This window comes from Ruegeria sp. THAF33 (genome assembly GCF_009363615.1).
Lineage (GTDB): Bacteria > Pseudomonadota > Alphaproteobacteria > Rhodobacterales > Rhodobacteraceae > Ruegeria.
On sequence record NZ_CP045385.1, the window covers coordinates 784,709 to 811,101 of the forward strand.

A 26,393-nucleotide genomic window follows, 5' to 3' on the forward strand; every position below is an offset into this window, starting at 1 on the left:
AGGAGGCACCAATGGCCCAAAAGACAATCCTGCTGATTGGTACGTATGATACCAAAGAGCCCGAAATGCGGTTTATCGAAAAGGCGGTCAGAGCGCAGGGCGCTGACGTGCTGACCATGGATGTATCGGTTCTGGGTGATGCGTCCGAATCGACGGATATCTCGAAACACGACGTTGCCGCTGCCGGCGGCATGACAATAGAACAGGTCATCGCGCAAGGAGACGAGAACAAAGCCTTTCGCGTGATGTCCGCAGGGGCCGCAAAAGTTGTTGCACAGGCCTATTCAGAAGGTCGATTTGACGGGATGCTGGCCACGGGCGGGACCATGGGCACAGACCTTGCGCTGGATTGTGCACAGGCTTTGCCGATGGGCGTTCCCAAATATATCGTGTCAACGGTCAGCTTCTCGCCTCTGATCCCTCCGCACCGGTTGGCGCCGGATGTTCAGATGATCCTGTGGGCCGGCGGCCTGTATGGCATGAATTCGATCTGCAAATCGTCGCTCAGCCAGGCTGCCGGGGCCGTCGTGGGCGCAGCCAGGGCAGCGACCGCACCCGATCGCAGCAAACCTCTGATCGGGATGACCAGCCTTGGTTCGTCCTGCCTGCGCTACATGAAAATTCTGAAACCGGCACTGGAAGACCGCGGCTTTGAAGTGGCCGTGTTCCACTCTACCGGCATGGGCGGCATGGCCTATGAAAAACTGGCGGGCGAAGGCGCGTTTGCCTGCGTGATGGACTTCTGCATGCAGGAATTTGGCAACCTGATGGCGGGCTCTGTCGTGTCCAGCGGCGATGACCGGGTCACCAATGCCGGGCGCGTTAGAACGCCCCAGATGGTGGCACCCGGTGCGCTGGATCTGCTGGATTTTGCGGGCTGGCAGGACATCCCCGAACAATATGCCGATCGCCCGTTCCACGAACACAACCGCCTGATCAAAAGCTCGGTCTTCAACGGCACCGAACGGCGCGCCTGGATTCGGGAACTCGCCAACCGGCTGGAAGCCGCAACCGGGCCGGTGCATTTCTTTTTGCCCGTTCAGGGCGTCGAGGCCTGGGACAGGGAAGGCGAAGAGGCGCATGATCCAGAGGCTCTGGCAGAAATGGTGGACGAGGCGCGCAAGGTCATGCCCGGCCGGGTGCCGATGACCGAGCTGGATGTTCACATCAACGACGCGGCCTTCTGCGAAGCTGTTCTGTCGCGATTTGACACGTGGGTGGAAACAGGCGTCATCAGAACAGACTGAACGCCGTTGGCAGTATCGGGAACCGGAAGAAACACCCAGCGCTTTGTCTGACAGCGAATTTTGGCACCTGTCCGGGTTGTGCAGGTCGGTTCCGTGACCCTCGAGCACCCAGTCTTCAGGCGGAGGGTTCCAGAACGTGTTGGGGTTTTCTACGTCCATCCCGGCCCGTTGCAAGCTGCGCAACGCGGACCGGATCAGAATGACCGGTCCTTCATTGGATGTTGCGCCAAAAGCGTCTCCACAACGTTTTGAACGATTGGATGATCGGCTTGCCCCCCCCCAAGACGATCAATCAGCGAAGGGCGTTTCTTGAACAATTGATCCATCCTGTAGCCGGGTACGGGCCCATGTCGGTTGCTGGTGGTAAATTTTTTATGGATGTTGGATCCAATATCCTTTATTCGTGATCGTATCTTTGATTCAGGGAGGATCACATGCTCAAGAAACTCGTCGCTTTGGCGGCCTTCACCACTTTCACAACAGGTCCTGCGATGGCGGACACGCTCGACGATGTCGTGGATCGCGGCACTCTTCGCTGCGGCGTTGTTCTGGACTTTCCGCCGATCGGGTATCGCGACGCCAACAACGAACCGGCGGGTTTTGACGTGGATTACTGCAATGATCTGGCCGCGGCGCTTGAAGTTGAGGCGGAAATCCTGCCTTTGACCTGGGCCGAACGCCTGCCGGTCATCGTGACCGGGCGCGCCGACGTCGTGTTCGGCGCAACCTCGGACAGCCTTGAACGGGCGCGGACCGTGGGCTTCAGCATTCCCTATGCAATCTACTATGCGCAGGGCGTCGTGAACGCGGACAGCGGGATCGAAACCTTCGAAGACATCCGCGGCAAACGCGTCGCCGCCGCGATTGGCACCGTGCCGGAACAGGAATGGCTGAAGATTGCCGCCGAATGGGGTGAGGAAGGCAATTATCAGGGCTATCAGTCGGAAAACGAGGTGTTTCTGGCGGTCGCGCAGGGCAAGGCCGATATCGGCATCACCACCAACACCGCCGTTCTGCCGATCACCCAGCAGTATGAAACCGTGGTGGCCGGCCCCCGTATGCCCTGGACAACCGACTACACTTCGGTGGTGGGCAAACGACAGGACGTCACCTGGCTGAATTTCCTGAACCTGTTTGTCACGCATCAGGTGCGCTCGGGCCGGTATCAGGAACTGTGGGGCAAATATGTCGGAGGCGAAGCACCCGAGCTGCGCATCCCCGGCGTGATGTACTGATTTCACCCCCCAGTGCTCTTTCGTCGGGTTTCGGCCGGGCGAAAGAGCCGGTCAATTCGGAAAAAACCTGTGTTCGATTACAACTTCCACTGGCGGCCGGTCATGAAAAACCTGCCGGACTTGCTTGAGGCATCGCTGCTGACCTTGCAAGTCGCGGTTCTGGCGATGATCCTGGGCATCCTCATCGGCCTGTGTCTTGCGCTGACGCGGCTGCACCTGAAGGGGCCGCTGTACTGGTTCGCCTCGGCCTGGGTTGAACTGGCCCGAAACACACCCGCCCTGTTTCAGCTGTTCTTTTTCGGCTTCGGGCTTGGCGCATTCGGCCTGCACCTGTCGCCATACTTCATCGTGCTGGCGGGTTTGACCTTCAATTGCGCCGGCTATCTGGCCGAAAACTTTCGCGGAGGTTTCCAGGCCGTCCCCGAGACGCAGTTGCGGGCCTCTCGATCCCTGGGCATGACCGCGTGGCAGGCTTACACACGCGTGGTGATCCCGCAGGTGTTTCGCATCGTCTATCACCCGATCACCAATCAGATGGTCTGGGCCGTGCTCATGTCCTCGCTGGGCATGCTGGTCGGTTTCCGCGAGCTGTCAGGCGAGACGCAGTTCTTTGCCTCGCGCACCTTCCGCATCTTTGAATATTTCGCCGTCACCGCGATCATCTACTACGTGATCGTCAAAATCATTCTCGGAGCCTCACGCCTGCTGGCGACCCGGCTCTTTCGCTACTGAAGGACGCTCGGATGGAACCCACTGTCAGCTTTTTCAGCGGCTTCACCATCAATGATCTGTGGTTTCTGGGCGAAGCGGCCCTGCGGACACTCTGGATTTCGGTTCTGTCGATATCCATCGGAACGCTTCTTGGCGTGGTATGCGGGTGGATCCTGTACGAGGGCAAGCTGGCCGCAGCCCTGACAGTGGCCCCGTTTCTGGATGTTTTCCGTTCCGTCCCGCTGATCATCCAACTGGTGCTGTTCTACAACTTTGCGCCCATTGTCGGGCTCAATCTGGATCCGTTCGCCTCGGGCGTGGTGATCCTATCGATCTACACGGCCGCCTTGGTTGCGAATGTCGCACGCGGCGGGATCGAGGCCGTCGGTGCGCCGATGCGCCGTGCCGCACGCAGTCTGGGCATGACCTATTGGCAGGATCTACGCTATGTCGTCTTCCCGATTGGCGGGCGCGCGGTGTTCCCGGCCTGGGTCGGTGTCGCACTGGGAGTGATGAAGGACAGCGCGTTGGTTTCGGTGCTGGGCTATGTCGAACTGCTCAAGGCCAGTCAGATCCTGATCACCCGGACGCAGGAACCTTTCCTGATCCTGACAATCGCGGGCGCGTTCTATTTCGCGCTCAGCTATCCGATTTCGCGCTATTCCGCGTCTCTTGAAAAAAGGTGGGCCCAATGATCGAAATTCGCGACCTGCACAAGTATTTCGGCGCGCTGCATGTGCTGAAGGGCATCGATCTGGATGTGCAGAAAGGAGAGGTCCTGTCGGTGATCGGCGCATCGGGCTCCGGCAAATCGACCCTGCTGTATTGCATCAACGGGCTGGAACCGATCCAGCAAGGCTCGGTCAGGGTCGATGGCACAGATGTTCATGCCAAAGGCACCGACATCAACAAGCTGCGCACAAAGCTGGGAATGGTGTTTCAGCAATGGAACAGCTTTCCCCACCTGACCGCATTGGAAAACGTCGCGCTGGCCCCCAAGATCGTCAAGGGACTGTCAAAATCAGAAGCCCGCGACATCGCCGCCCGCCAACTGACCCATGTTGGCCTGGGCGAAAAGCTGGGCGTCTACCCATCTGCCCTTTCGGGTGGCCAGCAACAGCGTCTGGCCATCGCCCGCGCGCTGGCGATGGAACCGGAATACATGCTGTTTGACGAGGCGACGTCAGCGCTGGACCCCGAACTGGTGGGCGAGGTTCTCGACACGATGCGCCTTTTGGCCGAAGAAGGCATGACCATGATCTGTGTCACGCACGAGATGGGTTTCGCACGCGATGTGTCGGACCGGGTTGCTTTCTTCCATCAGGGCGTGATGGAAGAGATCGGTCCGCCCGGGCAGATATTCGGTGATGCGCAATCCGAACACACCCGTAAATTCCTGGCCAACGTGCGCTGAGTGCACTGGCCCCCTGAAACAACAAGGAAGATCACCTTCATGTCCAAGAATATCTTTACCGGCACCATGCCAGCCCTGATGACCCCGTGCAAAGCCGACCGGACCCCGGATTTCGATGCCCTGGTGAAAAAGGGCAAGGAAATGATCGAGGCCGGCATGTCGGCCGTGGTGTATTGCGGCTCGATGGGCGACTGGCCGTTGCTGTCGGATGCCGAACGCATGCAAGGTGTCGAAAGCCTGATCGACGCCGGCCTTCCTGTCGTCGTCGGCACCGGTGCGATAAACTCGAAATCTGCCGTGGCGCTAGCTGCACATGCGCAAAAGGTCGGCGCGGCAGGGCTTATGGTCATCCCACGTGTGCTGTCGCGCGGATCGTCCATCCCGGCACAGCGCAACCACTTCAAGGCAATACTGTCAGCCGCGCCGGATATCCCGGCCATCATATACAACAGCCCCGTCTACGGCTTCGCCACCCGCGCTGATTTGTTCCTGGAATTGCGTGCAGATCATCCGAACCTTGTCGGGTTCAAGGAATTCGGAGGCAAAGGCGACCTGCGCTACGCCGCGGAACACATCACCTCGAAAGATGATCAGGTCACGCTGATGGTGGGCGTGGACACCGAGGTTTATCATGGCTTCGTCAACTGCGGCGCCACGGGTTCGATTACCGGTATCGGTACCGCCCTGCCCAAAGAGGCACTGCTGCTGGCCGCCCTGTGCCAGAAAGCGGCGGCGGGCCATGCCGAAGCGCGCCTGCGCGCGCGCGAGCTTGAAGAAGCCTTTGGCGTGCTGGCCAGCTTTGACGAAGGCACCGATCTGGTGCTGTACTACAAGCACCTGCTGGTCCTGAACGGTGAAGAGGAATACCGCTTGCACTTCAACGAAACCGACGAGCTGACGGATGCCCAGCGCAACTATTGCGAACAGCAATACAGACTGTTCCGCACCTGGTTTGCCGACTGGTCCAGCCAGGGCGGGGTCATCGCTGAATGCATGTGATCGACAGCCATACCGGAGGCATGCCCACGCGGGTCATCCTGAACGGCGGCCCCGATCTGGGGTCGGGCCCGCTGGCCGAGCGCGCGCAACGCCTGGCCACCGAGCACAAGGATTTCTACAAATCGGTCCTTCTGGAACCACGCGGTCAACCCGGCATGGTCGGGGCGCTTCTGGTGGCGCCGGAAACGTCTGGCTGCGAAACCGGCGTGATCTATTTCGATGCCGATGCCGTTCTGGGCATGTGCGGTCATGGCACCATCGGCCTTGGGGTCACTCTGGCCCATCTGGGCCGGATCGGTCCGGGGACGCACAGGGTCGAAACGCCGGCCGGCGTCATCTCGGTTGACCTGTTGGACGCCAATACAGTGCGCGTCACCAATATCGAAAGCCGCCGGGTCAGGGCTTCGGTGTCGGTAGACGTCGAAGGCCATGGAAAAGTGACCGGCGATCTGGCCTATGGTGGCAACTGGTTCTTCATTGTCGATCCCAGCCCGATGGACGTGACGCCCGGCAACATCCGTGCCCTCACCGATCTGACCATTGCAATTCGCAAAGCCTGCATCGACCAGAACGTGCGTGGCGAAAACGGGGAACCTGTGGACCACGTGATCTTGCAGGACAAATCCCCGGACAACGACGTTCACAGCAGGAATTTCGTCCTGTGCCCGGACGATCAATATGACCGATCCCCGTGCGGGACCGGCAGTTCTGCGCGTCTGGCCTGTCTGGCCGCGGATGGGGTTCTGGTTCCGGGGCAAGAGATCGTGCAGGAAAGCGTGATCGGCAGCTCTTACCGGCTGAGCTTTCAGCCCGGTCCCAATGGCGGCATCATTCCGACCCTGACCGGGCAGGCGCATATCATGGCCGAGGGCAGATTGATTTTCGCGCAAAACGATCCGTTCCGCGGTGGGATCCTTCTTTGACAAAACTATCGGGGACTGGCGCAATCCAGCCCCCGGAACCAAGCCACAGTTTGAGAAGATCTGGCCATGCTGCAAGACAACCCGACGGATATCGTTGTGATCGGTGCCGGTATCATCGGCATCAGCACCGCACTTGAATTGCAAAAACGCGGCCGGCGCGTGCTGGTGCTGGATCGCGAAGGCGTAGGAGCCGGTGCCTCGAAGGGCAACGCCGGAGCCTTTGCCTTCACCGACATCGTGCCATTGGCCACCCCCGGGATCATGCGCAAGGCTCCGAAATGGCTGTTTGATCCGCTGGGTCCACTTTCAATTCCTCCTTCTTACGCTTTGAACATCGCGCCGTGGATGCTGCGGTTCTGGCGGGCCAGTTGGCAGGATCGCTATGCTGCGGCCTTGTCTGCGCAGGCTGCTTTGATGGATCACGGCCGCGCGGCGCTGGAACGCCAGATCGCGGATGTCGATGGCGAAGCGCTGATGCAACGCGACGGCCAGTTGCAGGTGTTCGAGGGTGAAGCAGAATTCCGCGCCAGTCTGCCCACATGGGACAGGCGCAAGGATCACGGCATCCCCTTTGACCTGCTGGACAACCCCGACGCGATTGCGGAAATCCAGCCCGGGCTTGACCGACGATTTACCCATGCGGGTTTTACACCCACCTGGATGAACACGGTCGATCCGGCCAGCTGGACAAGACATTTGGCCACCCGGTTCACCGCCCGTGGCGGTCAGGTCGAAATCGCGACAATCAGCGCGCTCACACCCATGGATGCGGGCGTTCGCCTGACGACTTCGATCGGTGAAATTGATGCAAGACAGGTGATCGTGGCCGCCGGGGCGTGGTCTCATCACCTGGCGAAAACCCTGGGCGATCGCATCCCTCTGGAAACCGAGCGCGGGTACAACACGACCCTGCCCCAAGGGGCCTTTGACCTGCGCACCCATCTGACATTCGGTGGCCACGGATTTGTGGTGACGCGGATCAACGGCGGTGTGCGCATCGGTGGCGCGGTCGAGTTGGGCGGGTTGGAACTGCCGCCCAATTACAAACGCGCCGACGCGCTACTGGCAAAGGCCGGGCGCTTCATGCCTGGCCTGAATTTGGAAGGCGGCACGCAATGGATGGGCTTCCGGCCGTCGCTGCCCGACAGTTTGCCGCTGATCGACCGCTCGGCGCGTGCGCCACAGGTGTTTTACGCCTTCGGACATGGCCATCTGGGTTTGACGCAATCCGCAGGCACGGCGGAACTGGTCGCGGATCTGGTCACGGACACCAAGCCCGCGCTCGACATGAAGCCTTACGCATCCACACGCTTCTGATCAGGAGAACACCTCATGAAAATCACTGCACTGAACGTATATCGGGTGGATCTGCCGCTGAAGGAAGGCCGCTACAACTGGTCCAATGGCAACTATGTCGAAGTCTTCGACAGCACCGTTCTCGAGATCATCACGGATGAAGGTCTCAAGGGGTATGCCGAATGCTGCCCTCTGGGATCGGCTTATCTTCCGTCCTTTGCACTGGGCGTCAGGGCCGGGCTGGCGGAATTGTCGCCACATCTGATCGGGAAGGATCCGCTGAATATCGGCCAGATCAATCGCACCATGGATGGCGCCCTGCGTGGCCACCCTTATGCCAAGGCGCCTGTTGATATCGCCTGCTGGGATCTGCTGGGCAAGGCGACCGGACAACCCCTTTACACCCTGTTGGGCGGCGACGCGCAACAGGACGTGGTGCTGTATCGCGCGATCAGTCAGGAAGCACCGGACATCATGGCGCAAAAGATCGAAGGTTATGCGGCCGAAGGCTATACGAAGTTTCAACTGAAAGTGGGCGGCGACGCCAATGACGACATCGACCGCATTCACGCCACCCGCGCGGTTCTGAAAAAGACCGACCTGCTGGTGGCGGATGCCAACACTGGCTGGACCCGGCACGAGGCCGCGCGTGTCGTAGGCGCCATCGCGGGTATGGATGTCTATGTGGAACAACCCTGTTTGACTTATGAGGAATGCGTGTCGATCCGCCGGCGCACCGCGCTGCCCTTCGTGATGGATGAGGTCATCGACACGCCCAACACATTGGTCCGCGGCATTGCCGACGACGCCATGGACGTGATCAACCTGAAAATCTCAAAGGTAGGAGGTTTGAGCAAAGCAAGGCTGATGCGCGATCTTTGCGTCGCACATGGTATCCCGATGACCATCGAAGACACCTGGGGGGGCGATATCACCACCGCCGCCATCGCTCATCTGGCGCGGTCGACACCGTCCGGGTTCACGTTCTCGGCCACCGATTTCAATTCCTATGGTACCGTGGACATCGCCGAGGGCGCGCCAAAGCGAGTCAATGGCCGGATGACCGCAGCAGATCGCCCCGGTCTGGGCGTGACACCGATCTTCGACGCGCTGGGTGCCCCTGTCGCGCAATATAGCTGAGGTAAACATGCGCAGCAGCAAAACCGTACATGTGATCTCGGCCCATGCCGAAGGTGAGGTTGGGGATGTCATCGTCGGGGGTGTCGCCCCACCGCCGGGCGACACTCTCTGGGAACAGCGAAGCTTCATTGCGCGGGACCAGACCCTGCGCAACTTTGTTCTGAACGAACCACGCGGCGGTGTGTTCCGGCATGTCAACCTTCTGGTTCCGCCAAAACACCCCGAGGCGGACGCCGCCTGGATCATCATGGAACCCGAAGACACGCCGCCCATGTCGGGGTCCAACTCGATCTGTGTCTCAACCGTGTTGCTGGATGGCGGGATCATTCCAATGCACGAGCCGGAAACCCATATGGTGCTCGAGGCACCGGGCGGGTTGGTCCGGGTACGTGCGGAATGCCGCGATGGCAAGGCACAGCGCATCTTTGTCCAGAACCTGCCCAGTTTCGCCGACAAGCTGTCCGTCCCGCTTGAGGTATCCGGACTGGGCACGATCACGGTAGACACCGCTTATGGCGGCGACAGTTTCGTGGTCGTCGATGCGCAGGCGCTTGGGTTCGCAATCGTCGACCACGAGGCCCGCGACATTGCCCGGCTGGGGGTTAAGATCACAAACGCCGCCAATGAACAGCTTGGATTCTCGCATCCCGAGAACCCGGACTGGGATCATATATCGTTCTGCGCCTTTTGCGGCCCGTTGAATGAAACGGAAACCGGCCTGAGCAGCAAGTCCGCCGTGGCGATCCAGCCGGGTAAGGTCGACCGTTCGCCGACGGGCACCGCTGTATCCGCGCGCATGGCGCTGATGGCGGCCAAGGGGGTGATGAAACCCGGCCAGACCTTCGAGGCTGTCTCGATCATCGGATCGCGATTCACCGGGCGGATCATTGACACTGCGCAGGTCGGTGGCCGTGCGGCGATCGTTCCTGAAATCAGCGGTCGCGGTTGGATCACCGGAATTCATCAGCACATGTTGGACCCTGACGATCCATGGCCCGGTGGATATCGCCTGTCTGACACCTGGGGCGTTTGACGTCAGAAGGCACGGTTTTCGAAAACGGAAAAGTCTGAAGATACGCGGCCTCGTTGCGGTTTCATCATCAGATTCAGGCCTTTTTTCAAATCTCGGGCAGGGGTTGAACATGGGTCGAAATCCAAGTTCGGCTTGGAAAAGTCCGTGATTGCGGGTAATTGTATCCAAAAACCGTGGCGGGATATTGGAAATGGCAGGAAAACGCGCGATCACAAAACAAAGCCTACCGGACGTCATCGCAAATGATCTGCGTGAACGTATCCTCAGCGGCGAACTCGCCGAGGGTGAGACGATCCGGCAGGAAGCACTGGCCGAGGAATATGATGTCTCTCGCATGCCGATCCGCGAGGCGCTGAAGCGCCTGAATGCCGAAGGTCTGGTGCAATGGGCCAACAATCGCGGCGGCTCGGTGACCAAGCATTCCCTCGACGAAATCGGTGAAATTTTCGATCTTCGCATCCTGATCGAAGTCGATCTGTTCCGCCGGGCCATCCCGAATATGGGCCCAGGGGAATTTGCGCGTTGCGACGAAATCCTCAAGCAGATGGAAGCGTCGTATGATGAAAATGACGTCGGCAAGTGGGGGATATTGAACTATCAGTATCACTCGGCGCTTTATGCGGCGTCACAGCGGAAGCTGACCAACGAATTGCTGGACCGCGTCAACCTGCAATCGGATCGCTATGTCAGGATGCATCTGAGCGTGATGAAACAGCGCGAACCCGCAAAAAAGGAGCATCGTGATCTGTTGCGGCTGGCCCGGGAAGGCAATGTGGACAAAGCCTGCGAGGTCTTGGCCCAGCATATTCGCCGGACCAAGGAACAGCTTCTGGAAATGATCGCCTCGAAGCGCGGGACAGACGAACCCTAGGGCGGTCTTGCATGTCCTGTTATTTTGGATACATTATCCATTAATCTGGACATCCCGAAACACGAGGCCCAAATGACCTTTACCCCGCATGGCAAGCATCTGATCGCCGGCAACTGGCTTGCTGGTGACGATTTCTTTGCGTCACAACCCGCACATGGGCCATCGCATGGCTTTTCGAAAGGTCGCATTTCAGACGTCGACGCCGCTGCGCAGGCCGCGGAAGAGGCGTTTTGGAGTTATGGCTATTCCACTCGGGAAGAACGCGCCGCCTTTCTGAACGCCATTGCCGACGAGATCGAAGCGCGCGCCGATGCAATCACCGAGATCGGCACTCAGGAAACCGGCCTGCCCGAGGCTCGGCTGCAAGGTGAGCGGGGCCGCACGTCGGGGCAGCTGAGGCTGTTCGCAACGCATATCCTCAGCGGCGATTATCTGGACCGACGCCACGACAGCGCACTGCCGCACCGTACACCCCTGCCCCGGCCCGATCTGAAAATGATCCAGCGCCCGATCGGCCCGGTCGCGGTGTTCGGCGCATCAAATTTCCCGCTGGCATTTTCCACCGCCGGGGGGGACACCGCCGCCGCACTGGCTGCTGGCTGCCCGGTTGTCGTCAAAGGCCACGGCGCCCATCCGGGCACCGGCGAGATCATCGCCGAAGCCATCCTTGCGGCCATCCGCCGTTGCAACATTCATCCCGGCGTTTTCAGTCTGATCCAAGACGGCGGACCGGCTGTGGGTTCAGCCTTGGTGCAGCACCCTCTGATCAAGGCGGTCGGATTCACCGGATCGCTTGCGGGCGGTCGCGCCCTGTTCGACCTGTGCGCCGCGCGCCCCGAACCGATTCCGTTTTTTGGTGAGCTTGGATCGGTCAATCCCATGTTCATTTTGGATGCGGCACTGGCAAACCGGGGTGAAGATATCGCCAAAGGCTGGGCCGGCTCGCTTACGATGGGCGCTGGTCAGTTCTGCACCAACCCGGGCGTCGTCGTGATGCCAGCAGGTGAAGCAACGGACCGTTTCGCCGAGATCGCGCAGGCCGCATTGACCGAAGTTCCGGCGCAGACCATGCTGACCGACGGCATCGCCAAAGCCTATCGCAACGGTCAGGCCCGTGTTGCTGAAACCGCTGGCGTTCACGAGGTTCTGGCTTCGACATGCGATCAGCGCAATGCGACCCCTTTCCTTTACCGAACAAGCGCCGCAACCTGGCTGGCCAACACATCCCTCGCGGAAGAGGTGTTCGGCCCACTGGGCATCATCGTGACCGCCGAGACACCCGACGAAATGCACGACGTCGCACGCGGATTGCACGGGCAGCTGACCTGCACCCTGCATATGGACGAGGCCGACATGGGTATGGCGCGGTCCCTGCTGCCGATCCTTGAACGCAAAGCCGGGCGCGTGTTGGCCAATGGCTTCCCTACGGGGGTCGAGGTATGTGACAGCATGGTCCATGGCGGCCCCTACCCGGCTTCGACCAATTTCGGTGCCACATCCGTGGGCACATTGTCGATCCGACGTTTCTTGCGTCCTGTCTGCTATCAGAATCTACCGGATGCATTGCTGCCGGAACACTTCTTATAGGGAAATCAGTCGACACCCGCCGATACCCTGAAAGCACGACGCGCAGCAGGGTGTCGGCGGTTGCAACTGCGCAGTGTCAGGGGCATGAGGCACACGCCCCTGGATTCAATTGCACAGTTTCATTTGGGTAACAGTGCTTTTGTTCATTCGGTTCAGGGCAACAATCCCGGCCCGATCCGTTGGCACTTTGGTGAACTACCTGTATGAAATGACCCGTGTTGCCCAGTAGCAAAACCAATTCGCCACGACCCATGAGATGATCGCCCCATTCGAGATCAATTTCCTCGCTGCATGCACCTCTCTTTTCATATCTCAAGAAAGGTAAACCTGATGGCTAACCCTCTGTATGACGGCCTGTTCGGCATCCACGCCGGCAAAGGCACACCTTTTTTGCAGCTGCTGGACGGGACAACGATCTCTCACCAGGATTTCCTCGGCAAAGCGGCGCAGATTGCGCATGTGGCCAGGCATCTGGGCCTGAACCCCGGTGACCGCGTTGCGGCGCAGGTTGAAAAAAACCCCGAGGCGCTGGCGCTTTATGCTGCCTGCGCCCAGGCCGGTCTGGTGTTCCTGCCGCTGAATACCGCCTACACGGTCGATGAATTGACCTATTTCATCGAAAACAGCGGGGCCTCGCTGATTATCTGCGACACCGAAAGAGAAGGAAAACTCACCCCTGTCGGCGCGCAGCTGGGCGCCCGGGTAGAGACGCTGAACGCGGATGGCACCGGGTCTCTGACAGATTTGGCCGCGACCATGCCGACACGTTTCGAAACCGTCGCCCGCGATGGCGAGGATCTGGCAGCATTCCTTTACACGTCGGGAACCACAGGCCGGTCCAAGGGCGCCATGCTGACCCAGAACAATCTGCTGTCGAACGCACGGACACTGGTCAAGGAATGGCGCTTCACCTCGCAGGATGTGCTGCTGCATGCCCTGCCGATCTTTCACACGCACGGGCTGTTCGTCGCGACCAATATCATGCTGGCCGCAGGTGGATGCATGATCTGGCTGCCCAAATTCGATCTGGACCAGATCATCGACAAATTGCCCTGTGCCACGTCGATGATGGGCGTCCCAACCTTCTATACGCGCCTGTTGGACGACCCGCGATTTACCAGGGAACTGGCCACCCATATGCGCCTGTTCGTTTCCGGATCGGCACCACTGCGGGCGGAAACCCATGTGCAGTTCGAAGAACGAACGGGTCATCGCATCCTTGAACGCTATGGCATGACTGAAACCAACATGAACACGTCAAACCCATATGACGGCGAGCGGCGCGCCGGAACGGTCGGGCACCCACTGCCCGGGGTCGAACTGAAGATCTGTGATTCAGACGGCAATACCCTGCCTGCGGGCGAGATCGGCATAATTGAAGTGCGCGGGCCCAACGTCTTCAAAGGGTATTGGCAGATGCCTGAAAAAACCGCTGCCGAACTGCGCGACAACGGCTTTTTTATCACCGGTGATCTGGGCCGCATCGACGAGGATGGGTACGTCCATATCGTTGGTCGCAACAAGGATCTGATCATTTCGGGCGGCTACAACATCTACCCAAAAGAGATCGAGATGGTTCTCGATGATCAACCCGGTGTTCTGGAAAGCGCCGTGATCGGCGTGCCACATCCCGATTTCGGTGAAACGGTTGTTGGTGTCATCGTGGCAGAGCCCGGCCAGACCCCTGATCCGGTGGCGATAACGGGCGCGGTCCGCGAAGGTCTGGCCCGGTTCAAGCATCCGCGCAAGCTTATCGTTCTGGATGAACTGCCCCGCAACACGATGGGTAAGGTTCAAAAGAACATTCTGCGTGAGCGATACAAAGATCTCTTCATGACCGTGTGAGCGAGTCTCGGCAAAGCGGGGATCAGCGGATGCACCCCCTGAAAAGAAAATCAGGCGAGGGTGTCCCCGCCTGATTTGTTACATGATTCAGGCAACCAGATCGAACCGGTCGTTGTTCATGATCTTGGTCCATGCCGCCACAAAGTCGCGCACGAACTTCTCGGCATTGTCGTCCTGAGCGTAGACCTCAGCATAGCTGCGCAGGATCGAGTTCGATCCGAAGACCAGATCAGCGCTGGTTGCGGTGAACTTGACCTCACCCGAGGCGCGGTCGCGCAGTTCATAGGTGCCTCCGTCAACCGGATGCCAGCTCAGCGACATATCCGTCAGGTTGACGAAAAAGTCGGTTGTCAGCTGGCCCACCCGGTCGGTGAAGACGCCATGCGGCGATCCGCCATGGTTGGCACCCAGCACACGCAGACCACCGACCAGAACGGTCATCTCGGCCGCGGTCAGACCCAGCAGTTGCGCGCGATCCAGCATCATCGCCTCTGGCGAGACCGCGTATTCCTTCAGCTGCCAGTTGCGGAACCCGTCCGCCAGCGGCTCAAGTACCGAGAAGCTGTCCACATCGGTCTGCTCGATCGACGCGTCGCCGCGACCGGCCGAGAACGGAACCGCCACGTCAAAGCCTGCGGCCTTGATCGCCTGCTCCAGCCCGACATTGCCCGCCAGAACGATCACGTCGGCAATCGAGGCACCGGTTTCCGCCGCGATCGGCTCCAGCACACCCAGCACTTTCGCCAGACGTTCGGGTTCGTTGCCTGCCCAGTCCTTTTGCGGCGCCAGTCGGATGCGCGCGCCATTTGCGCCGCCGCGCTTGTCCGACCCGCGGAAGGTTCGGGCACTGTCCCAGGCGGTGGTGATCATCTCGGCGATGGTCAGGCCGCTGTCTGCGATCTTGGCCTTGACGGCATCTATGTCGTAATCTGTCGAACCGGCCGGGATCGGATCCTGCCAGATCAGATCTTCCGACGGCACGTCCGGGCCATAATAGTTGACGCGCGGACCCATGTCGCGGTGAGTCAACTTGAACCAGGCACGTGCAAATGTATCGGCAAAATAGTCCGGATCCGCCATGAATTTCTGACAGATCGCGTTATAGGTCGGGTCGACCTTCATCGCCATATCCGCATCAGTCATCATCGGCATGCGACGAACAGAGGGGTCGGTCGGGTCGACCGGCTTTTCGTCTTCGGGCATATCGACGGGCTGCCACTGATGGGCACCTGCGGGTGATTTGCCCAGTTCCCACTCGTAGCCGAACAGATAGTCGAAATAGCCCATGTCAAATTTCAACGGCTCTTTCGTCCACGCCCCTTCGATCCCCGAGGTAAAGGCGTTGGCCGCTTTACCGTACTGATCAGGGTTTTCCCATCCCAGACCCTGGCTGGACACCGGGCAGGCTTCGGGTTCGGCGCCGATATTGTCGCCGGGCATCGCACCATGGGCTTTGCCGACGGTATGGCCCCCGCAGGTCAATGCCGCGGTCTCTTCGTCATTCATCGCCATACGCGCAAAGGTTTCACGGATATGCATCGCGGTTTTGGCCGGATCCGGATTGCCGTTCACGCCTTCGGGGTTCACATAGATCAGTCCCATATGCACCGCACCCAGAGGGTTTTCCAGCGTGCCGGGGGTTTCCAGATCGCCATAGCGGTTCTCGGACGGGGCCAGCCACTGGTTTTCAGAACCCCAGTAAACATCTTTCTCGGGGCCCCAGATGTCTTCGCGACCAAAGCCGAAACCAAAGGTCTTCAATCCCATGGATTCATACGCCACCGTGCCCGACAGAACGATCAGATCGGCCCAGGACAGCGCGTTGCCGTATTTCTTTTTCACCGGCCACAGCAGACGGCGGGCTTTGTCCAGGCTTGCATTGTCCGGCCATGAATTCAGCGGCGCGAACCGGATGTTGCCCGAACCGGCGCCACCTCGACCATCCCCCAGACGGTAAGACCCCGCCGAGTGCCACGCCAGACGGATCATCAGCCCGCCATAGTGACCCCAGTCAGCCGGCCACCAGTCCTGGCTGTCGGTCAGCAACGCCTCGACATCGGCACGAACCGCCTTGAAGTCCAGCCCCTTGACCGCTTCTCGGTGATCGTAATCCGCATCCATCGGGTTGGTGCGCGTGTCGTGCTGGCTCAGAATGTCCAGGTTCAGCGCATCCGGCCACCACTTGGTGACGGAATTGCCCGTTCCAGTATTGCCGCCATGCATGACAGGGCAGCCGCCGGATTGGTGATTGTGGGGGGTACCGTCCATTGTAAATCTCCTGAGTATTTACCTAGGGGTTCAGATATCTTGACTCGTACCCCACGGCTTCGATAATTGGAAATTTGTAATTACTATCGTTGTGATTAATTTTTCATATGAAGGCACTCACCCTCAAACATCTGCGCTATTTCGAGGCGCTCGCCACGCACGGCCACTTTGGCAAGGCTGCCGCGGCCAGTGCGATTTCGCAGCCCGCGCTTTCCATACAAATCAAAGAGCTGGAGGCAATCATGGGGGGGCCGCTGGTCGAACGCGCGGCCCGGCAAACCCGCCTGACAGCACTTGGCGAAGACGTGCTGAAACATGGCCGCGAAATCCTGACCCGGGTCGAGGATCTGGGGAAATTGGTGCAATCTCCCTCGGGCCCCCTGTCCGGCCGCATCAGAATCGGGGTCATTCCCACGGTCGCGCCCTATCTGCTGCCCTCGATCATCAAAGCTCTGTCGCAGCGTTTCCCACAACTGACCATCGAGCCCAAGGAAACGATTACCAAGACGTTGATCGGTGAAATACTGGATTCGAAACTGGATTTCGGTGTCGTTGCCCTGCCCGTCTCGGAACCCAACCTCCGAGAGTTCTCGCTGTTCAACGAAGATTTTCTGCTGGTTCGCCCGGCGCAGGATGCCAACCTGCCGATGCCAAGTTCCTCGCAGCTCAGAACCATGCGCCTGCTGTTGCTGGAAGAGGGGCATTGCTTCAGGGATCAGGCCCTGTCCTTCTGTTCAATCCGCAACATCGAACCGCAGCACATCATGGAGGGCAGTTCGCTTTCCACACTGGTTCAGATGGTGGGCGCCGGCATCGGTGTGACCCTGATACCGGAAATGGCGGTCGGGCTGGAAACCCGATCCGCGGATGTGTCCATTGCCCGGTTTCAGGACACGCCGCCGACACGGACGATTGGTCTGATCTGGCGAAAGACCAACCCGCTCAGCGAAAACCTGTTGAAGATCGGCGCGATCATCCGCAAAACAGCCGAAGAAAACACGTGGGGCGTGAAACCGCCACAGCCCGCGACAACAGGCTGACCCGCCCGAAACGATGTTCCTCGGCACGGGGGCCAGACCCGGTGCAACCCGTCAGTCGTCACCGGTGTAATAGCCGATCACATCATTCTCGGTCGTTGCACCCAACCCGTTCAGCAACCGGTTTGAATAGTTGAAATAGGCGCAGACCTGATTGACCTCCAGGATCTCGCCATCCTCACAGCCAGCAATCTTGAGCGCTTCGAAGTCGGACTTGACCATTTTGCCAACATCCGTCGTCAGCTTGGCGGCATAGCGCAGCAGCGCCAGTTCCTTGCCCTCGAATTCATCCTCGGGCCGATGCGCCTTGAGCGCGACGAAAATCCGGTCGCTGCGCGGCTGATCCTTCAGCAGGTTGCGCACGTTCATGAAGTGATGGGTCAGTGAATAGGTGCAATCGTTCAGGATCGAAGTATAGCTGGCGACAACTTCGAGGAACCAGAATGGCAACTGGTTGTCATCGGAATGCAGGACCGAACGGTACAGCGTCACATGCCCGTTCATCGTTTCGGGCCGCAATGAATGCACACGCATGACCGTGTCCACGGTGCCATGAGGGGTGCGGGCCTTGTCCAGCAGCTCTTTCAGGCGGCCCTCGGCCTTGTCGTCCGAGACCATCTCGATCCAAGCGCTCATTGCTGTGTCTCCTGTCTTGTTCGGGCTCAGCTTATGGACAAAGCCCACAGGCATGTCAGTTAATTTTTTTCTTAAGGTGAAATTTTTTCTGGATCACGGAAACGTGAAAGATGTAAAATACCAGCGCGGGGGATTTTGTTGAGGATCAACGCGAATGCACAGTCCAGAGCTTATGGCGGGTGCCGAAAACCTGTTGTTCAGATGCGGCGGCCTGACGGCGGGCGACCAGTTGCTTGTGGTCTGCGAAGATGCGGCTAACGGGTATTATGATGCCGAGATCACCGAGGCTATCGTAGACTGCGCACGACAGAATCGGATCAAGACCGCAGTTCGAACCCTCGCATTCGATCCCATGGGTTCATCGCTGCCAGCGGATCTGAAAACGGCGATGGAAGCGGCGGATCGCACCTTGTTTCTGTCCCGCACCGGCGATCAGATTCGTTTCGACGCGGGAATGAGGGACGTTCGGCCCATCATGTCATATGCGCTGGACACCGGAATGCTGGCCTCGGGTTTCGGGCGCGCCAACTACACCGGGTTCGTTGAACTGAAAAACGCGGTCAACCGGCTGCTGGCCAGTGCCGGGCACATCCACGTAACCTGCCCACTGGGCACCGACTTCGCGGGCCCCGGCGCCGCCTTCCCCCCAGCAGGTGCCGCGGATGTCAGCGTGGCGCGTTTTCCGATGTCGGTCTTTGCCCCGGTTCCCGCGCAGGGGTTTTCCGGAGTACTGGTTCAGGACGGGTTTCTGGTCGGCACCGGTTCGAAATTCTACGAACCATACGGCTGTGACCTGCGCGAACCGCTGACCATACGGTTCGAAAACAACCGCCTGACCGGCTTTGACGGCCATTCCATGGATGTGCATTGCGCGCAGATGCATTACGAAAAAGTCGGAAAGATGTTCGACCTTGATCCCCTGACCATGCATTCCTGGCACGCAGGCATCCACCCGGGCTGCGCCTACACGACCCCGGCGCGAAGCAATTTTGAACGTTGGAGCGGGTCGGCCTTTGGCAATCCACGCCTGCTGCACTTTCACACATGTGGGCATTATGCGCCGGGTGAGATTTCGCTGAACGTGCTGGACCCGACGATCCGCGTGGATGGTGTTTCGATCTGGGATGCCGGTGTTCTCCGGGCCGATCTGTTGCCCGGTGGGGCTGAAATTCTCGACCGGTATCCCTGCATCAAAGCGGTTTTCGACGCCCCGGCCCGACACGTGGGCCAGGGCGCGAACGGGCGCTTGTCGGCCTGATGATCAGCCGGCCTGCTGCGCGATCAGCTTTGCAACCCGTGCGCGGAACCGCATCGCGCCTGCGTCCAGCCCGAGGTTGATATAGCCGGTCTTGCGCCGCGCCATGCCGGTTTGAACGTGTTCCAGAACCTCTTTGTCCTCGTTGAAGGCCATGACCGCGCCTTCGAACATGCGCTGCGACATGGCTGTGTCATCCGCGTGCATGTTGCGGTGCTGGAACCAGAAATACCGCGATGTTTCCGCATCGACCGGTGTGATGAAGTTGTACGAAATATTGACAAAGGCATTGGGCGACATCGGCCGATCCGCCCCGCCTTCTCCGGCCGGAGTGTAAATGGACATGTTGATCGCAGTGGACGGCAGACGGCATTCGTAATGCTGCTTGCGGTCGCAGCTTGGCCCAAACGGCAGTATCGGTGCATAGTAGGGCGGCGCGGGTTCATCCGCGATCCAGCGCGAAACAATGACGCCGGTTTCGGTTTCTTCAAGATCCAGCGGGCGGTTGTCGGTTCCCGCCCCGGCAAACGAGGTCAGATGCACCCAGGCCACATGGCTTGGATCCAGCAGGTTGTCGATAATGTAAAGGTAATGGCACGCCATCTCCATCGCCCCGGTCCGGGTCTTGCCCCAGGACGGGTTGTCGAAATTGGGGATGTCGATGATATCGTCTGTGCTGGCTTTGTCCGGGTCCCCCATCCACAGCCAAAGAAACCCCCAGCGGTCTTCGGCCGGGTATGCATGCACGGCGGCGCGGCGCGGAGGATTGTCCAGCTGTGTCGGGGCGCTGACACATTCACCGCCGCAGCCGAATGTCAGACCGTGATAGCCGCAAACCACATGATCCCCTTCGATCGTGCCCCGAGACAGCGGCAGCTTTCTATGCGGGCAAGCATCCTCCAACGCGATCGCTTTGCCCGCTGTGTCACGATAGATCACGATCTCATCGCCCAGCATTCGCACGGCGCTCAGGCTGCGGCCAAAATCCTCGGACCGTCCGGCGACGTACCAGCTGTTGCGAATAAACCCCTCTGCTCCGGCCAGATCAGGACGCATGTTTCTTACTCCGAAAACTCGTCAAAAGCCTTGAGCGCCTTGGCGCTGTAGGCATAGGACGGCCCGCCGCCCATATAGGTGGCCATGGCCAACGCCTCGCACATCTGAGCGCGGGTTGCGCCCAACCGAACCAGCGCACGCACGTGGAATCCGATGCAACTGTCGCAGCGGGTCGCGATCGCAATGCCGAGCGCCATGAACTCTTTGGTTTTCTCGCTCAGCGCCCCGTCAGTCTTGGCCGCCTTGCCCATGATGCCAAAGCCGCGCACGGTTTCCGGCACTTCTTTCGAGAAGGTTCCGATATTGGCCTCGGTCTCGGCCATGAAGTCTTTCCAGTTCATTTCTTTACTCCTTATCCGCGCTCGTCCGCGCCCATGCGACGCTCCAGCCAGCGCACCCCGGCCGAGATGATCAAAACCAGGATCAGGTATTCGAAAATCAGCAGGGTATAGATTTCCAGCGGGCGGTATTCTGTCACCACCAGTTCATTCGCGCGGCGGGTCAGTTCCTGCATCCCGATGACGCTGGCAAAGGCGCTCATCTTGACGATGTAGATGAACTGGTTTGCCAAAGGCGGCAGAATGCGCCGGATCGCCTGCGGCAGGATCACATAGCGCATGGTCTGCACATAGTTCAGCCCGATGGTCTGCGCTGCCTCGCGCTGACCACGCGCAATGGATTGAATGCCTGCGCGATAGATCTCGGCCGTAAAGGCGCTGTCTGAAATCGCCAACGTTATGATCGCCCCCCAGAAGGGATCGATGGGGATGTTCAGACCCATCGACTGAAACACGATGGGCAAGCCGTAAAACACCCAGAACAGCATCGGCAACAGGGGTATGGCGCGAATGAACTCCACGTAAACCCGGTTCACAAACCGCCAGCTACGTTTTTCGGACAATCCCGGCAGGGCGACCAGCAATCCGATGACGATCGACAGAACGGCGGCGATCAGGGAAATCTGGATCGTCGCGCCCATCCCCGAGATCAGGAATTTCACATTGGTCCAACCCGAGGCCGTCGTCGGATCGATAACGTACCAGCCCCAGGTCTGCGACGACGAACAGCCTGCCAGAAGAAGCAGAGGCAATATGAGAAGAAGTTTTTTCATCGGCCCCTCTCAGTGTTGCAGGATCTGGGACAGGAATTTGCGACACCGATCGGACTGAGGATTGGTGAAGAAATGTTCGGGGTTGCCTTCTTCGACGATTTCACCGGCATCCATGAAGATCATCTTGTCGGCCACCTTTCGGGCAAACCCCATCTCATGCGTGACAACCACCATGGTCATCCCCTCATTGGCCAACTCGACCATCACGTCCAACACTTCCGAAATCATCTCGGGGTCCAGTGCCGAGGTCGGCTCGTCAAACAGCAGCACACGCGGCTCCATGCACAGCGACCGGGCGATGGCGACGCGTTGCTGCTGACCACCCGACAACTGAATGGGCTTTTTGTCGGCCTGATCTGGAATGTGCACCCGGTCCAGATAGTGGCGCGCTTTTTCCTCTGCCTCTTTGCGGCCGAGACCCCGCGCCTTGATCGGGCCCAAAGTCAGGTTTTCCAATACGGTCAGATGCGGGAACAGGTTGAACTGCTGGAACACCATTCCAACCTCGGACCGGATCCTGGCCACGGATTTCTCGTCATCCGTCAACTCGATCCCATCTACGCGGATGGTGCCTTTCTGATGTTTTTCCAACTGGTTGGTACATCGCACAACGGTGGATTTTCCTGACCCGGAAGGCCCGCATATCACCACCTTTTCGCCGCTGTTGACCGTCAGATTGATGTCCTTGAGAACGTGAAACGTGTCGAACCACTTGTTCACGCCCACAAGTTCGATTGCGGCGTCTGGCATAAGATGAACTGCCCCTGTTTTAGTCCCAGTATAATATTTTCTTGAGGTTATCTTTCCCTTTGGGCTTAAATCAATGAAGAATACGGCCACAAGGTCGAAACGCCACCAACGGGAGAAACCGATGAACACTTTTTGGAAAGCTGCGGCAGCCGCTGCGCTTGGACTTGTCTTGTCAGGCGCTGCGCAGGCGCAATCTGCACTGAACGAGGTGCTGGATTCCGGCGTGCTCAAGGTGGGCACCACGGGCGATTGGAATCCCATGTCGCTGCGCGACCCTGCAACCAACAGCTACAAAGGGTACGACATCGACATCATGAACGAGCTGGCCGCCGATCTGGGGGTCGAGGTCGAATATGTCCCCACCGACTGGAAAACACTGGTCAACGGTGTGGTGGCAGGCAAGTATCACCTGACCGGATCGGCATCGATTTCGCCGCCGCGCATGAAGGTCGCAGGTTTTTCCGACAGCTATATTTCGGTGGAACTCTTCCCCTATACGACCAAGGACAAGGCCGACAAGTTCGACGGTTATGACTCGATCAACCAACCCGGAGTAAAAGTCGCGACCACCCTGGGCACAACATTCGAAAAGCGCGTCCGCGAATGGTTCCCGAACGCAGAAATCAAGGTGGTCGAGGCCCCGGCCCGCGGTTTTCAGGAAGTAATCGCAGGACGCGCGGATGTCTTCATTACGTCGAACATCGAAGGTTCGACCCTCGAGGCGAAATTTCCGGTGGTACGCGTGAAGAATGCAGGCCCGCGTTCGCCGTCACCCATCGCGATGATCCTGCCACAGGCCGATCAGGTGTGGATCAACTATGTAAACAACTGGATCGAAGTCAAAAAGGCGCAAGGGTTCTTCGAGGAAAATCGCAAGAAATGGGGTCTCTGACTCTTCTCGGATCACCTTGATTCCCAAACGCCCGGCCCGGTCGCCGGGCGTTTTTCAATTGTCGCCCGACACGGCCTTGGCAACCACGGTGACAAAGCTGACCGTATCAGTTTTCAACTCCAACGGCCCATGAGTGGCGTTTGAATCAAAACTCAGACTGTCGCCCGGCCGCATGTGATAAGCGGCTTCACCGCAGCCATAGACCATCTCGCCGGCGGTGACGTGGATGAATTCGACACCCTGATGTTGGTAAAGCGGGCGTTCGTCCAACGGACCTTCCAATGTAACGCTGAAACTCTCGAAACTGACATGTTTCGCTTCCGCCCGACCGATCAGCTTGTAACTGTGCCCGAAACCGGTGCCCAACCGTTGCACGGTTACACCTTCGCCCGCAGCCACAAATGATACATCCGTGCGTTCGACCGTGCCGGCGAAGAAGTTGATCAACGGAACGCCGATTCCGCCGGCCAGGGCCTCAAGCGTCGCCAGTGAAGCAGACACCTGACCGCGCTCGATCTTGGAAATCATCGCCGTGGACACGCCGGACCGCTGAGACAATTCGGCCAGAGTCAACCCGGCCAGCGCGCGATGCGTTTTCACCGCGGACCCGACTAGGTGATCCAGCGGCGATTTTTCGGCGGAAAGCACAGGTGAATCTTCCATTTGCGAAGCCTATCGACACGTATGAAAAAGGCAAAAGAAATGTCACCGGACCATTGGCACCAGTTCGGCGGCAAACTCTCAGCGTCCGTTCAGGATGTCTCCTATAAGATCATTCAACTTTACCAACCCGTTGCGCAGATGATCTTCGGGCAGGGCCGAGCTGAACCGAAAATGGTTCTCGACCCCGAACCGCGACCCCGGAATGACCAGCACGTCTTTTTCGCGCAACAGGCGCATGCTGAACGCCTCGGATGCGATCGGTAGATTGAACCGCACGAACGACATGGCCGACGCCTGAGGTGGTACAACTGAAAACACCCCCTGATGCCGCGCCAGTTCTTCCGTCAGAACGTCGAAACCCGTGCGGATCAGACGGCGCGCGCGGGCTTTCAACTTGGACCGTGCCGGTTCGGCAAGCGCCTTGTCCGCCAGTTCCATCGACAACATGGATGCCGCGATCGAGGCATATTCGTGCCGCCGCCAGCAGTGCTGAATGATGTCTTCGGGCCCAACCAGCCATCCCAGCCTCAGCCCCGGAAGCCCATAGGCCTTGGACATGGAGTTCACCACAAGAACCCTGTCCGTACTTCCCCAGAACGAAGGCGTTTCGGTATCACCTTCGCGCTCGGTTCCGGCATATACCTCGTCCGAAACGATCCAGGCACCAACGCGCTCGGCAGCCGACACGATGCGGGCGCGGTCCGCTTCGGTCAGAATACGGCCCGTTGGATTGTTTGGGTTCACTACATGGATGATGCGGGTTCTGTCATCGACCGCCCGCTCAAGCGCCTCTGCGTCTATGCCCCACCCTGCGGATTCGATCAGATCGACCCAACGCACTTCGTTGCCCAGATTGGCGGCGTTTCCTGAAATCTGTTCATAGGTCGGTCGGAAACACACAACATTGTCGCCGGGCTCCAACAAGGTGTTGGCCACCAGCGTGTTCGCTTCGGTTGCCCCGACCGTGACCAATACCCCATCTGCCGAGGCCCCCGGATACAAGCCTGCGATGGTGTTGCGCAGGGATTGCTTTCCATTGACTTGCGGATAGTCGATCATCGTTGTCAGCAGAGCGTCGAGATCAATCCCAGCCAGCTCTACCAATCCCTGCAACGACATGGGATGAACGCCGCTTTCCGAGAAATTGAAGGCCACCCCGTGTTCCGTTTCGGACAGGAACTGTTCGACCCGAAATGGTTGAAAATTTCGGTTGATCATGATGCATCCTTTGCTCGGCCGTGCTGCGCACCTGACAGCCTCAATCGGCTGCGTTTACATGAACCGTTCTGATACTGGGATCGACGCGGCTGTAGGCGGCCAGCAATCGTGCCGTCCATTTCTGTGCAATGTAATCCGCCATGAACCGCGAGGGTGCAACCAGAATGACGCGTCCCCCTGCCCTTTCCGACTCGGACAGATGCTGGAACCAACTCGCCCACAGCTCGGGATCGCGGCCGTAAAGGATTGACTGCACCTGCGACCAGACATCCTCGGGCTTGGCTTCGGGAGTGTTGATTTCAGGCCCCGGGGATTTTGCCGCGAAAGGCACGACATTTGTTACGGGCTCGGAATCCTCGCTCATCCGGGCCTGGAAATCGGAGCCTATGATCGGCCAGACCTCCTGCGTATCGATCATGATCTGTTTGAGGTCGATTTCATAGACCGCGACCCGGCCCCGTGCAGCAGGCCGTTTGACCGTTACCCAACCTAATGCGCGAAATCTGGCCATTTCGCGCTTTACAGTCCTTTCGTTCACTGACCAAAGGCGCGAAATTTCTTCGCGCCCAATCGATAATTCGTTGTTTCGCCAGTTATATCGTGTCGTAATCAATGAGATGACACGCAGTACGCTGCGTTGCCGATGCTTGTCGCCTGACAACGCATATATGGTGAGCGCAGAAAGTATATCATATTTCAAGGCCGCCGCATTTCGCCCGACCGGTTTAGCCAGCTGCATACCCGTTCTCACCGCTCTGTCTGCCTCAGACGGGTGTGTCCCGCCGATCTCGCGTTGTTTGCCAACGCTTTTCATCATCTTGGCCTAATTAGCGTCCAAAGCTTCGATTCTGTCAAGAAGAGTCTGAAACAGGTCAGAAAATTGCGCCAATCCAGATCAAAAAATAAAAGAAATCTGGTGAAGTATTGGTGAAGGGGGACGTTCAGGATGACCCCTTATTGGCTTGTTATGTCCCCCCATATATCGCCGGTCCAGTAAGAATGCCCCCCAAATACGGTTGAGGGCGTGTTGCGAATCGTCACCCTTCAACTTCTGCGCTGCCGAATCGGCGATGGCCTTGCAGGGCCTTGTTTTCTTACCCGTGGGTAAGATTTGAGTTTCATCATATTTTCTTTTGCGTAAAGCGCAAATCGGGCGTAAATAAGAAACGAACAGAAATTTACGTTCCAAGCAAAGAGACATGAGGC

The 26,393-nt window shown here is 58.8% G+C and carries 25 protein-coding genes; 16 read left to right on the forward strand and 9 right to left on the reverse strand.

The window, feature by feature from the left end; translation table 11 throughout:
* Positions 1-11 precede the first annotated feature (11 nt).
* The 13 genes from FIU92_RS20690 (at position 12) to FIU92_RS20750 (ending at position 14,301) form a co-directional block, all read left to right on the forward strand.
* Complete coding sequence (locus FIU92_RS20690) at positions 12-1,247, forward strand: Tm-1-like ATP-binding domain-containing protein (protein ID WP_152460593.1); 1,236 nt, start codon at positions 12-14, stop codon at positions 1,245-1,247.
* A 434-nt stretch (positions 1,248-1,681) separates the two neighbouring features.
* A complete protein-coding gene (locus tag FIU92_RS20695) occupies positions 1,682-2,482 on the forward strand; it encodes a transporter substrate-binding domain-containing protein (RefSeq protein ID WP_152460594.1) in 801 nt (266 codons plus the stop codon).
* A gap of 69 nt (positions 2,483-2,551) precedes the next feature.
* Positions 2,552-3,214, forward strand: a complete 663-nt coding sequence (locus FIU92_RS20700) for an amino acid ABC transporter permease (protein WP_152460595.1) — start codon at positions 2,552-2,554, stop codon at positions 3,212-3,214.
* 11 nt (positions 3,215-3,225) lie between these two features.
* Positions 3,226-3,888: an amino acid ABC transporter permease gene (locus FIU92_RS20705; protein ID WP_152460596.1), complete on the forward strand. Its 663-nt coding sequence runs from the start codon at positions 3,226-3,228 to the stop codon at positions 3,886-3,888.
* A complete protein-coding gene (locus tag FIU92_RS20710; RefSeq protein WP_152460597.1) occupies positions 3,885-4,607 on the forward strand; it encodes an amino acid ABC transporter ATP-binding protein in 723 nt (240 codons plus the stop codon). The genes FIU92_RS20705 and FIU92_RS20710 overlap by 4 nt, the downstream gene beginning before the upstream one ends.
* Before the next feature lie 39 nt (positions 4,608-4,646).
* Positions 4,647-5,606 (forward strand): dihydrodipicolinate synthase family protein, encoded by a 960-nt coding sequence (locus FIU92_RS20715; RefSeq protein ID WP_152460598.1) that lies wholly within the window; start codon positions 4,647-4,649, stop codon positions 5,604-5,606.
* The gene (locus FIU92_RS20720) at positions 5,597-6,529 is read left to right on the forward strand and encodes a proline racemase family protein (protein ID WP_152460599.1); all 933 of its coding nucleotides are present in this window, start codon (positions 5,597-5,599) and stop codon (positions 6,527-6,529) included. The genes FIU92_RS20715 and FIU92_RS20720 overlap by 10 nt, the downstream gene beginning before the upstream one ends.
* A gap of 66 nt (positions 6,530-6,595) precedes the next feature.
* Entirely contained in the window at positions 6,596-7,846 is a 1,251-nt protein-coding gene (locus FIU92_RS20725; RefSeq protein ID WP_152460600.1) for an FAD-binding oxidoreductase, read from the forward strand.
* A gap of 15 nt (positions 7,847-7,861) precedes the next feature.
* The gene (locus FIU92_RS20730; RefSeq protein WP_152460601.1) at positions 7,862-8,965 is read left to right on the forward strand and encodes a cis-3-hydroxy-L-proline dehydratase; all 1,104 of its coding nucleotides are present in this window, start codon (positions 7,862-7,864) and stop codon (positions 8,963-8,965) included.
* A gap of 7 nt (positions 8,966-8,972) precedes the next feature.
* Entirely contained in the window at positions 8,973-9,998 is a 1,026-nt protein-coding gene (locus FIU92_RS20735) for a proline racemase family protein (protein WP_152460602.1), read from the forward strand.
* A 190-nt stretch (positions 9,999-10,188) separates the two neighbouring features.
* Positions 10,189-10,869, forward strand: a complete 681-nt coding sequence (locus tag FIU92_RS20740; RefSeq protein ID WP_152460603.1) for a GntR family transcriptional regulator — start codon at positions 10,189-10,191, stop codon at positions 10,867-10,869.
* Positions 10,870-10,941: 72 nt separating this feature from the next.
* Positions 10,942-12,456, forward strand: coding sequence for an aldehyde dehydrogenase (NADP(+)) (locus tag FIU92_RS20745; protein WP_152460604.1), 1,515 nt, complete (start codon positions 10,942-10,944; stop codon positions 12,454-12,456).
* 330 nt (positions 12,457-12,786) lie between these two features.
* Positions 12,787-14,301, forward strand: coding sequence for a malonyl-CoA synthase (locus tag FIU92_RS20750; RefSeq protein ID WP_152460605.1), 1,515 nt, complete (start codon positions 12,787-12,789; stop codon positions 14,299-14,301).
* A gap of 87 nt (positions 14,302-14,388) precedes the next feature.
* Here FIU92_RS20750 and katG read toward each other — a convergent pair whose 3' ends face one another.
* A complete protein-coding gene (gene katG, locus FIU92_RS20755) occupies positions 14,389-16,569 on the reverse strand; it encodes a catalase/peroxidase HPI (protein WP_152460606.1) in 2,181 nt (726 codons plus the stop codon).
* 107 nt (positions 16,570-16,676) lie between these two features.
* On the opposite strand from katG, the gene FIU92_RS20760 reads away from it, so the two are divergent.
* A complete protein-coding gene (locus FIU92_RS20760; protein ID WP_152460607.1) occupies positions 16,677-17,609 on the forward strand; it encodes a hydrogen peroxide-inducible genes activator in 933 nt (310 codons plus the stop codon).
* A gap of 51 nt (positions 17,610-17,660) precedes the next feature.
* On the opposite strand, the gene FIU92_RS20765 is transcribed toward FIU92_RS20760, so the two are convergent.
* Complete coding sequence (locus FIU92_RS20765; RefSeq protein ID WP_152460608.1) at positions 17,661-18,242, reverse strand: carboxymuconolactone decarboxylase family protein; 582 nt, start codon at positions 18,240-18,242, stop codon at positions 17,661-17,663.
* Between the two features lie 154 nt (positions 18,243-18,396).
* On the opposite strand from FIU92_RS20765, the gene FIU92_RS20770 reads away from it, so the two are divergent.
* Positions 18,397-19,500, forward strand: coding sequence for a hypothetical protein (locus FIU92_RS20770; protein ID WP_152460609.1), 1,104 nt, complete (start codon positions 18,397-18,399; stop codon positions 19,498-19,500).
* Between the two features lie 3 nt (positions 19,501-19,503).
* Here FIU92_RS20770 and FIU92_RS20775 read toward each other — a convergent pair whose 3' ends face one another.
* The 4 genes from FIU92_RS20775 to FIU92_RS20790 are packed head-to-tail and all read right to left on the reverse strand — an operon-like array spanning position 19,504 to position 22,414.
* Entirely contained in the window at positions 19,504-20,553 is a 1,050-nt protein-coding gene (locus tag FIU92_RS20775; protein WP_152460610.1) for an aromatic ring-hydroxylating dioxygenase subunit alpha, read from the reverse strand.
* Between the two features lie 5 nt (positions 20,554-20,558).
* Positions 20,559-20,894 (reverse strand): carboxymuconolactone decarboxylase family protein, encoded by a 336-nt coding sequence (locus tag FIU92_RS20780; protein ID WP_152460611.1) that lies wholly within the window; start codon positions 20,892-20,894, stop codon positions 20,559-20,561.
* Positions 20,895-20,905: 11 nt separating this feature from the next.
* Positions 20,906-21,664 carry an amino acid ABC transporter permease gene (locus FIU92_RS20785; RefSeq protein WP_152460612.1) on the reverse strand — a complete coding sequence of 253 codons (759 nt, stop codon included), beginning with the start codon at positions 21,662-21,664 and terminating at the stop codon, positions 20,906-20,908.
* A gap of 9 nt (positions 21,665-21,673) precedes the next feature.
* Positions 21,674-22,414: an amino acid ABC transporter ATP-binding protein gene (locus FIU92_RS20790; protein ID WP_152460613.1), complete on the reverse strand. Its 741-nt coding sequence runs from the start codon at positions 22,412-22,414 to the stop codon at positions 21,674-21,676.
* 121 nt (positions 22,415-22,535) lie between these two features.
* Here FIU92_RS20790 and FIU92_RS20795 point away from each other — a divergent pair, with 121 nt between their 5' ends.
* Complete coding sequence (locus FIU92_RS20795; protein WP_152460614.1) at positions 22,536-23,306, forward strand: transporter substrate-binding domain-containing protein; 771 nt, start codon at positions 22,536-22,538, stop codon at positions 23,304-23,306.
* 54 nt (positions 23,307-23,360) lie between these two features.
* On the opposite strand, the gene FIU92_RS20800 is transcribed toward FIU92_RS20795, so the two are convergent.
* The 3 genes from FIU92_RS20800 to FIU92_RS20810 form a co-directional block, all read right to left on the reverse strand.
* Positions 23,361-23,969 carry a helix-turn-helix domain-containing protein gene (locus FIU92_RS20800; protein ID WP_152460615.1) on the reverse strand — a complete coding sequence of 203 codons (609 nt, stop codon included), beginning with the start codon at positions 23,967-23,969 and terminating at the stop codon, positions 23,361-23,363.
* Positions 23,970-24,047: 78 nt separating this feature from the next.
* Positions 24,048-25,187 (reverse strand): aminotransferase class I/II-fold pyridoxal phosphate-dependent enzyme, encoded by a 1,140-nt coding sequence (locus FIU92_RS20805; RefSeq protein WP_152460616.1) that lies wholly within the window; start codon positions 25,185-25,187, stop codon positions 24,048-24,050.
* Between the two features lie 40 nt (positions 25,188-25,227).
* Positions 25,228-25,698, reverse strand: coding sequence for a DnaA N-terminal domain-containing protein (locus FIU92_RS20810; protein WP_254705401.1), 471 nt, complete (start codon positions 25,696-25,698; stop codon positions 25,228-25,230).
* Between the last annotated feature and the right edge of the window lie 695 nt (positions 25,699-26,393).

What these genes read in the sequence shown, in the direction of transcription:
- FIU92_RS20690 (WP_152460593.1), top strand. Translation starts at nt 12, where the DNA reads ATGGCCCAAAAGACAATCCTGCTGATTGGTACGTATGATACCAAAGAG.
- FIU92_RS20695 (WP_152460594.1), top strand. Translation starts at nt 1,682, where the DNA reads ATGCTCAAGAAACTCGTCGCTTTGGCGGCCTTCACCACTTTCACAACA.
- FIU92_RS20705 (WP_152460596.1), top strand. Translation starts at nt 3,226, where the DNA reads ATGGAACCCACTGTCAGCTTTTTCAGCGGCTTCACCATCAATGATCTG.
- FIU92_RS20710 (WP_152460597.1), top strand. Translation starts at nt 3,885, where the DNA reads ATGATCGAAATTCGCGACCTGCACAAGTATTTCGGCGCGCTGCATGTG.
- FIU92_RS20715 (WP_152460598.1), top strand. Translation starts at nt 4,647, where the DNA reads ATGTCCAAGAATATCTTTACCGGCACCATGCCAGCCCTGATGACCCCG.
- FIU92_RS20720 (WP_152460599.1), top strand. Translation starts at nt 5,597, where the DNA reads ATGCATGTGATCGACAGCCATACCGGAGGCATGCCCACGCGGGTCATC.
- FIU92_RS20725 (WP_152460600.1), top strand. Translation starts at nt 6,596, where the DNA reads ATGCTGCAAGACAACCCGACGGATATCGTTGTGATCGGTGCCGGTATC.
- FIU92_RS20730 (WP_152460601.1), top strand. Translation starts at nt 7,862, where the DNA reads ATGAAAATCACTGCACTGAACGTATATCGGGTGGATCTGCCGCTGAAG.
- FIU92_RS20735 (WP_152460602.1), top strand. Translation starts at nt 8,973, where the DNA reads ATGCGCAGCAGCAAAACCGTACATGTGATCTCGGCCCATGCCGAAGGT.
- FIU92_RS20740 (WP_152460603.1), top strand. Translation starts at nt 10,189, where the DNA reads ATGGCAGGAAAACGCGCGATCACAAAACAAAGCCTACCGGACGTCATC.
- FIU92_RS20745 (WP_152460604.1), top strand. Translation starts at nt 10,942, where the DNA reads ATGACCTTTACCCCGCATGGCAAGCATCTGATCGCCGGCAACTGGCTT.
- FIU92_RS20750 (WP_152460605.1), top strand. Translation starts at nt 12,787, where the DNA reads ATGGCTAACCCTCTGTATGACGGCCTGTTCGGCATCCACGCCGGCAAA.
- katG (WP_152460606.1), bottom strand. Translation starts at nt 16,569, where the DNA reads ATGGACGGTACCCCCCACAATCACCAATCCGGCGGCTGCCCTGTCATG.
- FIU92_RS20760 (WP_152460607.1), top strand. Translation starts at nt 16,677, where the DNA reads ATGAAGGCACTCACCCTCAAACATCTGCGCTATTTCGAGGCGCTCGCC.
- FIU92_RS20765 (WP_152460608.1), bottom strand. Translation starts at nt 18,242, where the DNA reads ATGAGCGCTTGGATCGAGATGGTCTCGGACGACAAGGCCGAGGGCCGC.
- FIU92_RS20770 (WP_152460609.1), top strand. Translation starts at nt 18,397, where the DNA reads ATGCACAGTCCAGAGCTTATGGCGGGTGCCGAAAACCTGTTGTTCAGA.
- FIU92_RS20775 (WP_152460610.1), bottom strand. Translation starts at nt 20,553, where the DNA reads ATGCGTCCTGATCTGGCCGGAGCAGAGGGGTTTATTCGCAACAGCTGG.
- FIU92_RS20780 (WP_152460611.1), bottom strand. Translation starts at nt 20,894, where the DNA reads ATGAACTGGAAAGACTTCATGGCCGAGACCGAGGCCAATATCGGAACC.
- FIU92_RS20785 (WP_152460612.1), bottom strand. Translation starts at nt 21,664, where the DNA reads ATGAAAAAACTTCTTCTCATATTGCCTCTGCTTCTTCTGGCAGGCTGT.
- FIU92_RS20790 (WP_152460613.1), bottom strand. Translation starts at nt 22,414, where the DNA reads ATGCCAGACGCCGCAATCGAACTTGTGGGCGTGAACAAGTGGTTCGAC.
- FIU92_RS20795 (WP_152460614.1), top strand. Translation starts at nt 22,536, where the DNA reads ATGAACACTTTTTGGAAAGCTGCGGCAGCCGCTGCGCTTGGACTTGTC.
- FIU92_RS20800 (WP_152460615.1), bottom strand. Translation starts at nt 23,969, where the DNA reads ATGGAAGATTCACCTGTGCTTTCCGCCGAAAAATCGCCGCTGGATCAC.
- FIU92_RS20805 (WP_152460616.1), bottom strand. Translation starts at nt 25,187, where the DNA reads ATGATCAACCGAAATTTTCAACCATTTCGGGTCGAACAGTTCCTGTCC.
- FIU92_RS20810 (WP_254705401.1), bottom strand. Translation starts at nt 25,698, where the DNA reads ATGGCCAGATTTCGCGCATTAGGTTGGGTAACGGTCAAACGGCCTGCT.